15 protein-coding genes are annotated in these 14,594 nt (G+C 73.6%); 7 read left to right on the top strand and 8 right to left on the bottom strand.

Annotated features, from left to right (window positions below; all coding sequences use genetic code 11):
• Positions 1-33 precede the first annotated feature (33 nt).
• The 3 genes from AAT21_RS35390 to AAT21_RS12280 all read left to right on the top strand — a co-directional run bounded on the left by AAT21_RS35390 (position 34) and on the right by AAT21_RS12280 (position 2,081).
• Positions 34-354, top strand: coding sequence for a hypothetical protein (locus AAT21_RS35390; protein ID WP_157879669.1), 321 nt, complete (start codon positions 34-36; stop codon positions 352-354).
• A gap of 122 nt (positions 355-476) precedes the next feature.
• Complete coding sequence (locus AAT21_RS12285) at positions 477-1,247, top strand: bestrophin-like domain (protein WP_046776651.1); 771 nt, start codon at positions 477-479, stop codon at positions 1,245-1,247.
• A gap of 183 nt (positions 1,248-1,430) precedes the next feature.
• Positions 1,431-2,081 (top strand): hypothetical protein, encoded by a 651-nt coding sequence (locus AAT21_RS12280; protein WP_052757728.1) that lies wholly within the window; start codon positions 1,431-1,433, stop codon positions 2,079-2,081.
• 169 nt (positions 2,082-2,250) lie between these two features.
• Here AAT21_RS12280 and AAT21_RS12275 read toward each other — a convergent pair whose 3' ends face one another.
• On the bottom strand, positions 2,251-2,631 hold the full coding sequence (locus AAT21_RS12275; protein ID WP_308296329.1) for a hypothetical protein: 381 nt from the start codon (positions 2,629-2,631) through the stop codon (positions 2,251-2,253).
• 512 nt (positions 2,632-3,143) lie between these two features.
• Here AAT21_RS12275 and AAT21_RS12270 point away from each other — a divergent pair.
• Positions 3,144-3,806 carry a class F sortase gene (locus AAT21_RS12270; RefSeq protein WP_046776649.1) on the top strand — a complete coding sequence of 221 codons (663 nt, stop codon included), beginning with the start codon at positions 3,144-3,146 and terminating at the stop codon, positions 3,804-3,806.
• 37 nt (positions 3,807-3,843) lie between these two features.
• Here AAT21_RS12270 and AAT21_RS12265 read toward each other — a convergent pair whose 3' ends face one another.
• On the bottom strand, positions 3,844-4,740 hold the full coding sequence (locus AAT21_RS12265) for a polysaccharide deacetylase family protein (protein WP_046776648.1): 897 nt from the start codon (positions 4,738-4,740) through the stop codon (positions 3,844-3,846).
• A 111-nt stretch (positions 4,741-4,851) separates the two neighbouring features.
• Positions 4,852-8,154, bottom strand: coding sequence for a bifunctional lysylphosphatidylglycerol synthetase/lysine--tRNA ligase LysX (gene lysX / locus AAT21_RS12260; RefSeq protein WP_046776647.1), 3,303 nt, complete (start codon positions 8,152-8,154; stop codon positions 4,852-4,854).
• 84 nt (positions 8,155-8,238) lie between these two features.
• On the opposite strand from lysX, the gene AAT21_RS12255 reads away from it, so the two are divergent.
• Positions 8,239-8,700, top strand: a complete 462-nt coding sequence (locus AAT21_RS12255) for a universal stress protein (RefSeq protein ID WP_046777301.1) — start codon at positions 8,239-8,241, stop codon at positions 8,698-8,700.
• A 189-nt stretch (positions 8,701-8,889) separates the two neighbouring features.
• On the opposite strand, the gene AAT21_RS12250 is transcribed toward AAT21_RS12255, so the two are convergent.
• Positions 8,890-10,086 carry a CapA family protein gene (locus AAT21_RS12250; RefSeq protein WP_046776646.1) on the bottom strand — a complete coding sequence of 399 codons (1,197 nt, stop codon included), beginning with the start codon at positions 10,084-10,086 and terminating at the stop codon, positions 8,890-8,892.
• A gap of 305 nt (positions 10,087-10,391) precedes the next feature.
• Between AAT21_RS12250 and AAT21_RS12245 the strand changes: the two genes are divergently transcribed.
• Positions 10,392-10,931, top strand: coding sequence for a sigma-70 family RNA polymerase sigma factor (locus AAT21_RS12245; RefSeq protein WP_046776645.1), 540 nt, complete (start codon positions 10,392-10,394; stop codon positions 10,929-10,931).
• 232 nt (positions 10,932-11,163) lie between these two features.
• The gene (locus AAT21_RS12240; RefSeq protein WP_046777300.1) at positions 11,164-11,628 is read left to right on the top strand and encodes a hypothetical protein; all 465 of its coding nucleotides are present in this window, start codon (positions 11,164-11,166) and stop codon (positions 11,626-11,628) included.
• A gap of 40 nt (positions 11,629-11,668) precedes the next feature.
• On the opposite strand, the gene AAT21_RS12235 is transcribed toward AAT21_RS12240, so the two are convergent.
• From AAT21_RS12235 to AAT21_RS38840, 4 genes are all read right to left on the bottom strand, one after another.
• Positions 11,669-12,055, bottom strand: a complete 387-nt coding sequence (locus tag AAT21_RS12235; RefSeq protein WP_046776644.1) for a hypothetical protein — start codon at positions 12,053-12,055, stop codon at positions 11,669-11,671.
• Positions 12,056-12,081: 26 nt separating this feature from the next.
• On the bottom strand, positions 12,082-12,942 hold the full coding sequence (locus AAT21_RS12230; protein WP_046776643.1) for an Fpg/Nei family DNA glycosylase: 861 nt from the start codon (positions 12,940-12,942) through the stop codon (positions 12,082-12,084).
• A 20-nt stretch (positions 12,943-12,962) separates the two neighbouring features.
• Entirely contained in the window at positions 12,963-14,216 is a 1,254-nt protein-coding gene (locus AAT21_RS12225) for a tetratricopeptide repeat protein (RefSeq protein ID WP_046776642.1), read from the bottom strand.
• A 179-nt stretch (positions 14,217-14,395) separates the two neighbouring features.
• A partial coding sequence (locus AAT21_RS38840) for an ATP-binding protein (RefSeq protein ID WP_046777471.1) occupies positions 14,396-14,594 on the bottom strand: 199 nt, incomplete at its 5' end.

Raw genomic sequence — 14,594 nt, 5'->3', positions numbered from 1 at the left:
CCCCCCCCCCCCCCCCCCCCCCCCCCCCCCGCCGTGTCCGCCGAAGCCGCCCCCGAAGCCCACCCCGCCGCCCGAGCCGAAGCCCACTCCGCCGCCTCCTGCGAAGCCCACGCCGAGCCCGGTGGCGACCCCACCGCCTCCGCCTCCGCCCGCGAAGCCGGCGCCCGCGCCGCCCAGGGCCGCGCCCCGCCCCGTACCGAAGCCCGTCCTGCCCGCACCGGTCCCGCCGAAGCCGAAGCCCGCACCGCCGCGGGCCGCGCAGCCACCCGCACCGCCTCCACCGCCGCCCCCCACGGTGGCCGCGCCCCCGCCGAAACCGGTGGCCCGCCCGGCGTACACCGCGGCGACCCGTAAACCGGCCGAGCACCACATCTCGCCGGTCACCTTCACCCTGCTGACCGCGGCTCCCGCGGTGCTCGCGATCGTCGCGCTGCGCCCGCGGTGAACCGCCCGAAGTCAAACGATCTGGAGTCATCTTGTCGGAATGGCTCGTCCTGTCCCTCGCGATGGCCGCGGCCTGTGCCGTGGTGCTGTCCATCGCCTTCTTCAATCACCGCAGGATCGGCGAGGACGACGATCCGAACGAGACCCCGGACGTCATCGAGTACATGACGATGATGATCGGGGTGATCTACGCGATCGTGCTGGGCCTGGCCATCGCGGGCGTCTGGGAGGGGCGCGGAGCCGCCCAGGAATACGTACGCCAGGAAGCACAGGCCCTGCACGAGATCAGCGTCCGCTCGCAGGTCTACCCGGCCGAGGTCCGCACGAGGATCCGGGCCGACGTCGACGCGTACGTGACCTTCGTGGTGGACACGGAGTGGAAGGTCATGGCGGACGACGGCGAACTCACGGACCGCGGCGGGGAGCTGCTGGAACGCATCCGCCGGGACGTCACCGACTACGAGCCGCAGACCGACCACGAGGGCCAGGCCTACCAGCCGCTCGTCGACCAGGTGGCGGTGGCGGACGACGCCCGCAGCGCACGCGGCGCGAGTGCGGGGGCCACCATGCCGGGCGTGGTCTGGTTCGGTCTGATCACCGGAGCGCTGATCACGGTGGGGCTGATCTTCACCCTGCAGATCCGGCGCTCGTTCCGGGAGATGCTGCTGGCGGGGCTGTTCAGCGCGCTGATCGCCTTCCTGCTGTTCCTGATCTGGGACTTCGACGCGCCGTTCGGGCGGGGCATCTCGGCCACCGCCGAACCGTTCCTGACGCAGTTCTCCCACCTGGACCTCGGCGGCTGACGCCGCCCGGCAAACCGGGGACGGGCCTCCCGTCCCCGGTTCGGCCTACGGCCATGCCCCATTCGCCCGTTCCTGATCGCGGGCCCCGGCACCCGCGCCTAGCGTGGCGGACATCGAGGCGCACGACCCCCCACGTGCGGAAACCGTTCCGCGGCTGCTCCTCGGGGATCCGGAGAATCAACCATGGGTGCGATACGTCCCTGCGTCACCGCCCTGCTGAGTGCCGGCGCCACGTCCGCCGTACTCGCGCTCGCAGCCCTCGGCGCGCCCGCCGCGTCCGCGGCCGAGGCCCGGACCGACGCCCGGGCCGTGCCCCGGGCCGAGAAGCCCGCGGACGGACAGGCCCGGCGGGTCACTTCGTTCGGTTTCACCCTCACCCCCTCGACCGTCGCCCCCGGCGGCCAGGTGGTGCTCGCGGTCAGCGGCTGCAACGCCGCCTACTCCACGGCCTCCTCCGGTGTGTTCGACACCGTGAGCATCGCGCGCGGCCAGAGCGTACGCGCCACCATCGACCGGGACGCCCGGCCCGGCGCCGTGTACTCCGTCTCCTTCACATGCAACGGGGAGACCGGCTCGGCGGATCTGACGATCGCCGGCGGCACCACCAGGCCCACGACGAGTTCCACGAGGACGGCCCCCGCCACGGGCCAGGTGACGAACCCCGCCGTGGCCCCCGTCACCACCACCTCCGCCCGCGGTGTCCGCGGTGGCCTCGGCGGCAGCGTGGCCGGGATGGACCCGCTGGAACTCGGCGCCGGCGCCGGCCTCTTCCTCGCCGCCGCGGGCGGCACGGCGTACGCCCTGCGCCGCCGGGCCTCCGGCCGCGGTCATTGAATCCCCCGCGAATCCCCAGCGGATCCGCCGCGAATTCCCCCCGAATCCCCATCGGATCCGCTGCGAATCCCACGTGTGTCCCCCTCCACCGCCGTTCGCCCCGGGTCCTCGGGGAGGACGCGGGGCGACCGGCGGAGCGGGCGGTGGGCTGACCGGGAGCGCCTTCCGGTCAGCTGCGGCCGCGGAGCGGACGGCGACGGCGCAGCACGTGGGCACCCGCGCCCAGGGCGGAGGCGCCGACGAGGCCCGCGCCGATGGCCGTCTCGGCGGTGGACGGGCCGAAGGACCCGCCGATGCCGCCCTGCGAGGGGTTGCCCTCGAGGATCCGGAACCGGGCCGTGGCGACCAGGTTGCTGTCGTTGCACTTGACCGCCAGCGTGTGGGTGCCCGGCGAGGCGTGGTTGAAGACCCGCACGGTCGCGAACCCGATCGATCCGGCGGACAGGTTCGCCGGCGGAAAGTTTCCGTGCGAGGTGACGGTACCGCCGTGACCGCAGCCCGCCGCGCTGACCTGCATCGTGGACCCCTGGTGCACGGCGTACGGGTTCACCGAGATGTTGCTGGGGCCGTTCCCACCCCCATTCCCACCCCGGCCCCCGGGGTCCTGGTTCGCGGAGGCGAGCGGGGCACTGAGGCCGAGCGCGGCACAGGCTGCCGCCGTCACGGTAAGAGCGCGCAAGACACGCATGGTGGAACCTCCAGCGGGAAGCGCCCCGGAGCGTCGGCCCCGGATGATCGACGAGAACGCCTCCCACGTCGAACCCTCCGGTCGTCCCGCAATCCGCGCATGTCCGGCTTTGGGCCGCCCGGTTGAGCGACACGCCGAAGCGCGGACGCCCTGGCCGACGGATCCGCAGGTCACGACCCGTCAGGCATTTATGTGACGATTACCTGGATGGGCGCACCCCTTCCGGCCCCTCCGGCCCCCTCCGCGGCCGCGGCCACCCGTTCGCCCCTCCCCGATCGCCGACCTGCCGCCCCGGCCTTAGCGTGCGTGAAGCAGGGCGTACAGGGGTGGGAAGGGAACGCGGGTCGGGACCCCCGCGTCGGGAAGGGAGAACGATGGGCGAGGACGAGACAGGGCACTCGCGCAAACGCTCGCCGTGGGGCGTACTCGCCCTGGTCATGCTCAGCGGCCTCGCCATGGTGCGGAACGGCGTGAACATCGACGACGGACCGCCCCAGCCCACCGCGGCCTCGGCCGTCGCGGTGACGGCCGACCAGTTGCCGGCGAATCCGCCGAAACCGCCTGCGGACATGGAGCTGCTCGACCACTCGTCGGTGCAGCGCATCCGGATTCCCACGATCAACGTGGACGCGCCGGTGATGACGGTCGGGCTCGACGCGGAGGGCTGGATCGACGCGCCGCCGCCGCAGGAGCGCAACCTCGCGGGCTGGTACCTCAACGGCATCTCGCCGGGGCAGCGGGGCTCGGCGGTGGTCGTGGGCCACGTGGACAACGCGCAGGGCCCGGCGGTCTTCTACGGCCTGGGCTCGGTCAAGCCGGGCAACCGGATCGAGGTGGAGCGGTACGACGGGCGCACCGCGGTGTTCGAGGTGTACGGGGTGGAGGTCTTCTCCAAGGAGGCCTTCCCCGGGGCACGTGTGTACGGGGACACCGGGCACGCGGAACTCCGGGTGATCACCTGCGGCGGCGGATACTCCAAGGCACGCGGGTACGACGGCAACGTGGTCGTCTTCGCCCGGATGGTGGCGGCCCGCTGAACGGGGGGCCGGGGGAGGTCCCGGCCCCGCCCCGTTGTCAGTGCGACGCCACGGCGGACAGGGTCGGCAGCGTCATCCGGTAGCCCCGTGCCAGCAGTTGGGGCAGGTACGAGGCGATGGCCCGGACGCTCTGCGACCGGTCGCCGCCGGCGTCGTGCGACAGCACGATCGCGCGCGGCCCGGCACCGCGCAGGACCCGGGAGACGATGGTGGTGACGCCGGGCTCTTCCCAGTCCAGGCTGTCCACGGTCCAGGCGAGCGGCTCCATGCCCAGCTCGGCCCCGATCTCGAAGGCGGCCCGGTTCCACGCGCCGTAGGGCGCCCGGAACCACTGGGGCGCCTCGCCCACGGCCTGCTGGACGACCTCGCTGGTGCGGCCGATCTCGGCGGCGAGGGCCGGCCTGCTCAGCCTGGGGATGTGCGGGTGGGTCCAGGTGTGGTTGCCGATGACGTGCCCCTCGTCGGCCATGCGGCGCAGCAGGCCCTTGTTCTGCGCGGCCATCTCCCCGCAGACGAAGAACATGGCGCGCACGCCGTAGCGGCCGAGGGTGTCGAGGATGGCCGGGGTGTAGCGGGGGTCCGGTCCGTCGTCGAAGGTGAGGACCATGGAGCTGTCGGTGTGTGCGTCGGCCGGGAGTTCCAGGATGGGCCGGCTGCGCACGGCCGGTTTCACCGCGGCCGGCCGGGCGGGGGCTTCCGCCGTCATGGGGCGCAGCCGGTAGGCCTTCTCGGGCAGCGCCCCGGGGAGCGCGCCGGGTGCGCCCGCCGCGGGGTTCGGGCCGGGCCCGGAGGCGGGCCCCGGTGCGCCCGGTGCCGCGGGCGCTGCGCCCTCGATGCCGTTGCGCGCGGTGATCAGTCCGGCGGCTGCGACTCCGAGGAGGACGGCGGTGCGCAGGAGCACGCGCCGCCCTACTGTCGGCTCGTCTTTTTTCATTATTACTACGTATCAACGACGTCCGCGCAGATGTCGAGAGGCGCGGACGCGCCCCGCCCCGCTCACCCGTGCGGACCAGCCGGGCGGCCGGCCGGCCCCCGCGGCTGCCGGTCAGCCGCGCCGCACCAGGGGGAACGGGAGGGTCTCGCGGATCGTCAGGCCCGTGAGGAACATGACGAGGCGGTCCACGCCGATGCCGAGGCCGCCGGTCGGCGGCATCGCGTATTCGAGTGCGTCCAGGAAGTCGTTGTCGAGCTCCATGGCCTCGGGGTCGCCGCCGGCCGCGAGGAGGGACTGGGCGGTGAGCCTGCGCCGCTGTTCGACGGGGTCGGTCAGCTCCGAGTAGGCGGTGCCCAGTTCGGTGCCGAAGGCGACGAGGTCCCAGCGCTCGGCGAGCCGCGGGTCCCGGCGGTGCTGACGGGTGAGCGGGGAGACGTCGGTCGGGAAGTCCTTGTAGAAGGTGGGGAGTTTCGTCCGTTCCTCCACCAGCCGTTCGTACATCTCCAGGACCACGTCGCCGCGGGTGTCCTCGGGTCCGTGGGGGACCTTGGCCCGGTCGCACAGCCTGCGCAGGACGCTCTCCTCGGTGTCGGCGTCGACTTCCTCGCCGAGGGCTTCGCTGATGGCTCCGTACATGGTCTTGACCGGCCAGGTTCCGGAGATGTCGTGGACGACGAGCTTCCCGTCGGCGCCCGCCTTGTGCGCGATCGGTGAGCCGTAGGCCGCGGTGGCGGCTCCCTGGATCAGTTCCCGGGTGAGGTCGAGCATGACGTCGTAGTCGGCGAAGGCCTGGTAGGCCTCCAGCATCGTGAACTCGGGGTTGTGCTTGTAGGAGACGCCCTCGTTGCGGAAGGTGCGGCCCATCTCGAAGACCTTCTCCATCCCGCCGACGCAGAGCCGTTTGAGGTACAGCTCGGGCGCGATGCGCAGGTACAGGTCGAGGTCGTAGGCGTTGATGTGGGTGCGGAACGGCCGGGCGTTGGCGCCGCCGTGGATCTGCTGGAGCATCGGGGTCTCGACCTCCAGGTAGCCGCGGTCGAGCAGCCCCTGGCGCAGCGCCTGGACGGCGCTGGAGCGGGCCCGTACGACGTCGCGCGCCTCGGGGCTGGCGACGAGGTCGAGGTAGCGGCGGCGGACCCGGGCCTCCGGGTCGGCGAGACCCTTGCGCTTGTCGGGGAGGGGCCGCAGGCACTTGCCGGTGAGCTGCCAGGAGCGGACGACGAGGGAGAGCTCGCCGGTCCGGCTGGCGCCGGGCTCGCCGGTCACGAGGATGTGGTCGCCGAAGTCGACCTGGGAGGTGAAGGAGTCGAGCACCTCGGGGCCGGCCTCGTCGCGGGTGAGCATCAGCTGTATGTCGCCGGACCAGTCGCGCAGGACGGCGAAGACCACGCCGCCGAGGTCGCGTACGACCATCACGCGCCCGGCGAGGGTGGCGGGCTCGGTGGTCCGGGCGCCGGGCGGATGGCCCGGGTGGGCCGCCTTGAGCTCGGCGACGGTGTGGGTGCGCAGGCGGATCCCCACCGGGTAGGGGTCGGTGCCGGCGGCCCGGATGCGGTCGAGTTTGGCGTGCCGTACGCGGACCTGTTCGGGCAGCCGCTCCACGGGCACGCCGGGGAGCTCCTCCCCCACCGCTTCCAGGCCCAGGGATTCGATGGGGGGCAGCCCCTCGGTGGTGGCGGGGGCGGTGACGCCCTTGGGGTGGGCGTTGCCCCACAGGGTGCGCAGGCTGGGTACGGAGACGAAGCCCTCGGCGATGCCGGAGGCGAGGCTGACCCGGGCGAGCGAGCCGGCGTCCTGGTAGCAGAGGAACCGCGGGAACCACTCGGGGCCGTACTTGACGTTCGAGCGGTACAGCGCCTCCAGCTGCCACCAGCGGGAGAAGAAGAGCAGCAGTTTGCGCCACACCTTCAGGACGGGGCCGGCGCCGATGCGGCCGCCCTCCTCGAAGGCGGACCGGAAGACGGCGAAGTTGAGGGAGATACGGCGCACGCCGAGGCCGGGGGCGGCGGCGCACAGTTCGGCGACCATGAACTCCATGACCCCGTTGGGTGCGGTGCGGTCACGGCGCATCAGGTCGAGGGAGATGCCGTCGCTGCCCCAGGGGACGAAGGAGAGCAGGGCGATCAGCTCGCCCTCGGCGTCGAAGGCCTCGACCAGCAGGCAGTCCCCGTCGGCGGGGTCGCCGAGCCGGTCCAGGGCCATGGAGAAGCCCCGTTCGGTCTCGGTGTCCCGCCAGCGGTCCGCGCGGTCGATGATGGTCCGCATCTCCTCCTCGGAGAGGGCCGAGTGGCGGCGGACGACGGTGGTCGCGCCGGCCCGCCTGACGCGGTTGACGGCCTGGCGGGTGACGCGCATGTCCCGGCCGTCGAGGTCGAAGTGGGCGACGTGCAGGATGGCCTCGTCGCCCAGTTGGAGGGCGCTCAGCCCGGAGCGGGCGAAGGCGGTGGCGCCGTCCTCGGACGCGCCCATCACGGCGGGCTGCCAGCCGTGTCGGCGGGCCACGGCCAGCCAGGCGTCGATGGCGGCGGACCAGGCGGCGGGGTCGCCCACCGGGTCGCCGCTGGCGAGGCAGACGCCGGCTTCGACGCGGTAGGTGACGCCGGCCCGGCCGTTGGGGGCGAAGACGACGGCCTTGTCGCGCCGGGTGGCGAAGTAGCCGAGCGAGTCGGCCCGTCCGTACGCGCCGAGGAGGGCCCTGATCCGGGGTTCCTCGTCGCCGTGCAGGGCCGCGGTCAGGCGCTGGGAACGGAAGAGGGTGGCGGCCGCGTTGAGCAGGGCGACGGCGCCGAAGAGGCCGAGGAGGAAGTACAGCGGCCGGGGCGGGCGGCCGTCGAACTGCCGTGCTGAGAAGAGGCCGCCGAAGACCTGCTTGGCGGCCCAGTCCAGCCACTGGCCGCGGGGCAGGGAACCGGGGAAGAGGGCGACGAGGGCCCAGCCGAGGAGGACCGCGGCGAGCATGCCGAGGCCGAGCACGATCAGGGCGTGCCACAGCGCCCCGGGCCGGGAGGCGGCGTAGAACTCCTTGCGGGCGGCGATCAGTACGGCCATGGCGGCGACGGCCAGGACCATGGACGAGATGCCGATCCAGTAGTCGCCGACCGCGATGTCCAGCAGGTCGTCGACGATCAGCAGGGCCAGATAGGTGATGACCATCCACCAGGCGACCTTCTTGCGGGTCCCGAGGGCCGCCGCGAAGAGGAAGAGGAAGACGGCGTAGGCGAGGTTCGCGCTGACCGGTACGACGATCAGGTCGAGGAAGCGCACGACGTGCCGCAGGAGGCGCCGCAGGGTCGGGGAGAGCGACAGCAGCGCGCACAGCAGGCCGATCGTCCCGAAGAACGCGCCGAACCCGTCGGGCACCCGGTTCAGGAAGCGGCTGCGGGTGCGTTGCGTCTCCTGCGCGGTGGCACTCATGGTTCGCACTGTAGGGAGGGGTGCGCCGGTGCGCGCGCCGAGCGGGTGGGGGGCTCCGTGCACGCCACGGCCTATCCTCGCAGGGTGACGGAGCACGTGAACTCGGGATTCGAACGCGGTACCGACGGCCCGAAGGTGATCCTGGCCGGGGTGGACGGTTCGGAGTCCTCACTGCGGGCGGCGGCCTACGCGGCCGGCCTCGCCCGGCGGCAGAATGCCCTGCTGGCGCTGGTGTACGTCCAGCCGGTGGTGCCGGCCGGGGCGGCGCTCGGGGCACCCGTGGCGGACACCACCGGGGAGATCGCGGAGGGGCTGGTGGCCGAGATCCGCGCGTCGGCGGAGCGGCTCAAGGGGATCTACGAGGTGCGCTGGGAGTTCCACACCTTCCGCGGCGACCCCTACGCCGGTCTGGTGAGCGCGGCGCAGGAGCTGATGGCCGACGCGGTGGTGGTCGGCGCCTCGGAGCAGGCGGGGCACCGCATCGTCGGCTCGGTGGCGATCCGCCTGGTCAAGGCGGGCCGCTGGCCGGTGACCGTGGTCCCCTGACCGCCGCCCCCGGCCCCTGGCGCCCTGGCGAGTGGGCCGAAGGGGCGCGCCGGGGAAACAGGTCCGAGCGCGCGGAGGACATCGTGAGGTACAAGCGATTTTCGAGCGCGTACGGACCTGTGAGTCCGGTTGCGAGCGCGTACGGACCTGTGAGTCCGGCAAAGGGCGCCCCGGAGGCGAACCGAGCCCTTACGGGGCCGCCACCAGGCCGTCCTTGGCGGCGCCGCGGCTGAGGACGGCCTCGGTGATCTCGTCCCGGGCGGCCTCGTAGTCCTGGCGGCCCGGGTCCTTCGCGAGGGCGTCGGGGAGGTGGACGACCCGGCCGGCGGACAGGTCCATCATCTGCGGCACGAACTCGGCCTTGGTGACCTGCCAGCGCTGCCCCGCCTCGGCCGGCGGGGCGAAGGTGAAGCGGCCGATCGAGCCGTAGTTGCCGCGCATGTCGCGGGCGCCGCTGTGGTTGAACATCTCGCCCGCGACCTGGTCGCCCATGCCGTAGACGATCCAGGTCCCGTTGACCTTCTCGTAGGGCTGGGGGATGTGTGCGTGCGTGCCCAGGATCAGGTCGATGTCGGGCCGGTCGCCGGTCCGGGAGGCGGTCAGCGCCCTGCCCAGCGAGAGCTGGGTCCCGTCCGGTTCGGTCTGCCACTCCGTGCCCCAGTGGACGCTCACCAGCACCACGTCCGCGCCCGCCTTCCGGGCGGCCCGGGCGTCCGCGACGATCCTGTCCTGTTTCATCAGGCTGACCGCCCACGGCTGGCCGTCGGGCAGCGGGTAGCCGTTGGTGTCATAGGTGTACGCGAGGTGTGCCACCTTGGCCGAGCCCGCCGTGTACGTGGTGACCGCGGCCGCCTCGGCCGCGGTACGGGCCGACCCGGCGTGCCGCAGGCCGACCTTGTCGAAGCGGTCCAGTGTGCGGCGCAGCCCGGCGGCGCCGTCGTCGAGGGTGTGGTTCGAGGCGGTGGAGCAGCCGTCGTAGCCGGCGTCCTTCAGGCCGTCGGCGACCTCCGGCGGGGACTTGAAGGCGGGGTAGCCGGAGAAGGGCCCGCCCTCCTCGCCGTAGATCGTCTCCATGTGGCAGAGGGCCAGGTCGGCTCCCGAGACCATGGCCTTGACGCCGGAGAACATCGGCCTGAAGTCGTGGCCGTCGCCCTCCGCGTCGTTCGCTGCGTGCCGGATGACCGAGGTGTGCGGCAGTACGTCGCCGCTCGCGACCAGGGTGAAGCCCTTGGCGGCGGGCGCACCGGCGGCGCTGGAGGGAGCCGGTGGGCCGGATTCCCCGAGGCGGGCCGGGGCGGTGTCCCCGGCGGCCGAACATCCCGCCGCCGCGGACAGCAGGAGGGCGGAGAGCAGGGCGACCGCCCTGGGGCGGGTGCGCGTGATCATCAATCGGCTCCCATTTATACGACTATCTGACATGTCATCATCTGCAATCCACATAACAACACGCAGTAAGTCAAGGACCGGGACCGCGTCCGGCCGACGAGCCCACTCCGACGGCGGACACCGCACGCCGCCTGCCGTTCGCCGCGCCGTTCGACCGTTCACCGCCCGGCACGGCCGCCCGTCGGACCACCCGGTTGCTTGGGCGCAACGCCGGGGCAGGACGGTTCCGGGTCGGCTCCGCGCAGGTCAGGGTGGACGGGGCGCCACCCCCCATAGACCCCCCGCGCACCCGGAAGGAGCCACACGTGCCGCTCTCCCCCACCCTCCCGCGTACGGATTCCGAGGCGCTGGCCGAACTCCAGCGCGACCACGGGCGGGCCCTGTTCGGATTCCTGGTCGGCCTCACCGCCGGCGACGCCCAGCGCGCGGAGGACCTCGTCCAGGAGACCCTCGTACGGGTCTGGCAGCACCCGGAGGCCCTGGCCAGCGGGCACGACTCCATGCGGCCCTGGCTGTTCACCGTGGCCCGGCGGCTCGCGATCGACGCCCGGCGGGCCCGGATGTCACGGCCGCTGGAGGTGGACCCCGAGGGGCTGGAGCAGGCAGCCGCCCCCGAGGACGCGGTGGCCGGGTCGGTCACCGCCATCGACGTACGGCGGGCCGTGGGATCCCTGGGACAGGAGCACCGCGAGGTGCTGCTCCAGGTCTACTTCCGCGACCGGTCGGTGGCGGAGGCCGCCGCCGAGCTCGGCATCCCGGCCGGAACCGTCAAGTCCCGTACGTACTACGCCCTGCGCGCCCTGAGGAAGGGCCTCCAGGGCTACGGCTACGGACTCGGCGCCTGACACCCCCGCCCACCCGGGAACGGATCCCGGAACGGCGTGAAGGGATGCGGACCGGACAAAAAACGCACCGAATGCGACATAAGACCGTCCAAGTTGAGTAAACATCCCCCGCGCCGTCAGTCGCTCGGTGAAGGCTCGGGGCTGACGACGGGACGCTCGACGCGCGGGAGAAGGTGGGACGGTGCAGCCCGAGGGTACGAACGGCACCAGTGACGGTGGGCTCGCGGTGCCGATGGCCTGGCTCTACGCCGAGTACATCGCCGACGAACTCCTGCGCACGGGCCGGCTGATCCCGGTCAGCACGCTGGAGTTCCGGGCCGGACGGGACACACTCGCCCTGACCATCTACCTCTCCGACGCGGCCGGCGAGCTCTCCGGGATCCGCGTGGTCTCACAGCTCGACGAGTGGCTGTCGCTGACGGCGTACGGCCACCCCTGGCGCGACTGGGTGCACACCCGCTTCCTCGACCTGGGCGAGGCGGCCCGGGAGAGCGGCAGCGGCGAGGACCCCGACCTGGAACTGGCCCGGGCGGCCTGGCGCTGGCTGGACGGCACCGAACTGTTCGCGACCAACCTCGACCCGGGGCACCACGGCCACACCGACACCCCACCGGGACTGGACGAGAACGCCCGCGTGTGGACCCCGGCCTGGCAGCTCGGGCTGCCCCTGGGCCACCTGGCGATGCACCTGTTCTGACCGGCGGCGCAGCCACCCGTTCTGACCGGCGGTGCAGCCGCTAGCTGGACCGGTCGGCCGGTTCCATCACCAGGCCCGTGAAATCGGCCTCGTTGCGCTCCGCCCGGCGGACGTACCACCGGGCGATCAGCCACATCACGGGATACACCAGCAGCCCCAGCACCAGCCAGACGAGCGGCCCCGACCGGGCCCGGGGCACCGCGAACACCAGCGGCAGTGCCCCGACCAGGCAGGCCAGCGCGGCCAGCGCCCCGAGGCCCGCGCGCAGCTGGCTGCGCATCAGGGCCCGTACGTAGGTGGCCCCGAGGCTGGTCTGCTCGGAGATCTCCGAACGGGCGGGGGTGTGGGCGGGCGCCCGGCGGCGGGCACCCCGGGGCACCCCGGTGACGACCTCGCGCCGGGGCGGCGACTGCTGCTCCTCGGGCATGGTGCCGGAGTCTACGCAGCGCCCGGCTATTTGAGGAGGCGCGAAAGCCGCCGGTCGGCGAGCGGTTTCCCGCCGGTCTGGCAGGTGGGGCAGTACTCCAGCGAGGAGTCGGCGAAGGACACCGACCGGATCGTGTCCCCGCACACCGGGCACGGCTCGCCGGCGCGGCCGTGCACGCGCAGACCGCTCTTCTTCTCGGCCTTGAGCTTCCCCGCGGCGACGCCGTGCGCCCGGCCGACCGCTTCGCGCAGGGTGTCCCGGACCGCGGCGTGCAGCTGAGTGATCTGCTCCTCGCCGAAGGAGGAGGCGAGCTTGAACGGCGACACACGGGCGGCGTGCAGGATCTCGTCGCTGTAGGCGTTCCCGATCCCCGCGATCACGCTCTGGTCCCGCAGGACGCCCTTGATCTGACGCCGCTCCCCCGCGAGCAGTGCGGCGAAGGCGTCCCGGTCGAATCCGTCGGCGAGCGGATCGGGGCCGAGCCGGGCGATACCCGGGACCTTTCGCGGGTCGCGGACCACGTACACGGCGAGCCGCTTCTGGGTGCCGGCCTCGGTGAGGTCGAAGCCGCCGCCGCCGTCGAGGGCGACGCGCAGGGCCAGCGGCCCCTTTCCGGGCCGCGGCGGCTGCGCGGGCAGGGAGTCCTGCCAGCGCAGCCAGCCGGCCCGGGCCAGGTGGGTGACCAGGTGGAGCTCGCCGATCCGCAGGTCGAGGAACTTCCCGTGGCGGGCGACGGCCCCGGCCGGCCGGCCTTCGAGGGCGGTCAGCGGCGGGTCGTACGTCTTGAGCACGCTCACCGCGAGCGGGAGGACGCGCTCGACCACCCGCCCGGTGAGGTGCTCGTCGAGGTACTCGCGCAGGGCCTCGACCTCGGGCAGCTCCGGCATGGTCCCAGCCTGCCGCCGCCTCAGGCGAAGCGCGAGCTGGGCACGGGGCCCGGCGAGGCCACGCGGTCCCGGGGCGCCGCGAGCCAGCCGGGGGCGACGCCGGCCACGAAGGCGTGGAACGCCTCGTCCGGATCGGGCGGGGCCGCTCCGTCGCCGCCGTCCGGGGCGGGGTCCGCCGCGGCGACGTCCCGGGCGATCTCCTCCTCGGACCGGTCGTCGTCCTGCCAGGGCGGGGCGACGAACTGGCACAGCAGCGTGCTGAAGTCGGCGCTCACCGCGGGCGGGTCGGTCCAGCAGGTGGCGTGCTCGGACAGGATCTGGCCGTCGGCGCGGGCGTGCAGCGTGCGGACGAGGTCCGGGTCGCACCGGTTCAGGTCGTAGGCGACGACGAGGGTGTCGGTGCGGCCGGGCTCGTACGGTACGGCGGGCAGCCCGAGCACCGCGGCGGCGGCGAGGCCGAGGATCCGGTCGGACCGGCCCGGCAGCAGCGAGACGCTCGCGGGGCGGCGCCCGGCGGCCTCCAGGGCGATCCCGAGGCGGGCCAGGCCGTGGCGGCACTGCCCGAAGGTGTCCCCGAGGTAGGCGTACCGGCCGGTCATCCCGGCGTCCCAGCCGTACGGGGACAGGGTGCCGAGCAGCCCGCCGGTGAGGCCGTGGTGCCAGCCGCGCAGGTCGGCCGGGCCGAGCGGGTCGGGGTGTCCGGCGCCGCGCTGGGCGTGGCGGGCCCGGCCGCTGCGCCGGACCTGGTGTGCCTGGCGGTCCCGGGCCGGCGCCCACTGCGGGTCCTCGGGCGCGGGAAGACCGGGCAGCAGCGCCTCGGCGGTGTCCAGGTCCCCGGCGAAGAGGGTGTTGTGCACGAGGAGGTAGGTCTCGGGCCAGGCGGGCAGCCGGTCTCCGCGGCCGGCCAGCAACGCGGCGGCCTCGGCGTGCCGGCGCTCGTCCTCCAGGGCGGCGACCAGCTCGGTGAGGAGCGTGCGCGAGTCGGGGAGCAGCCCGAGCGCCTCGCGCAGCGGTGCGACGGCGAGGAAGGGGATGCCGCGTTCGACGCAGGCGTACCCGAAGTCGTAGAGGGCCTGCGGTTCGTGGGGCCGCTCGGCGGCCGTGCGGGCGGCGTCGGCCAGGTCGGTGAACCCGGCCTTGTCTGCCAGGGCCGCGGTGGCCCGGGCGAGTTCGGCGATCGGTGCCGTCTCGGCGTGCGGTCGCAGGGACCGGACCGCTCCGGGCAGATCGTCCTGCTGCAGCAAGCGGCGTACTTCGTCCATGGTGTCGGTCATCGCCACCGATCCTGAGGGACCGCTGCCGCCCGCCGCAACGGACTTTCCGCGAGCCCGGTGGCCGGGCGCGGCCCTCACGCCCGGCCGGCGCAGCCCCCAGCCCGCGCGGCCCCCAGCCCGGCCGCCCCGCGCGGCCCCCAGCCCATGCGGCCTTCAGCCAGGCGGCCCGGCGCCGGGCCTCAGCCCATGACGAACTCGCACCACACGCATTTGCCGCTGCCGCGCGGTTCCACGCCCCAGACGTCCGCCAGCCGGTCCACGAGCATGAGGCCGCGGCCCGACACCCCCGAATCGCCCGCCTCGCGCCGGCGCGGGAGCGCGCTGGAGCGGTCGGCGACCTCCACGCGCAGCCGGCGTTCGTGGCCCGCCCGGGTGCGC

It is taken from the genome of Streptomyces yangpuensis, assembly GCF_001005295.1.
Lineage (GTDB): Bacteria > Actinomycetota > Actinomycetes > Streptomycetales > Streptomycetaceae > Streptomyces > Streptomyces yangpuensis.
This window is presented reverse-complemented; position numbering and strand designations above follow the sequence as displayed.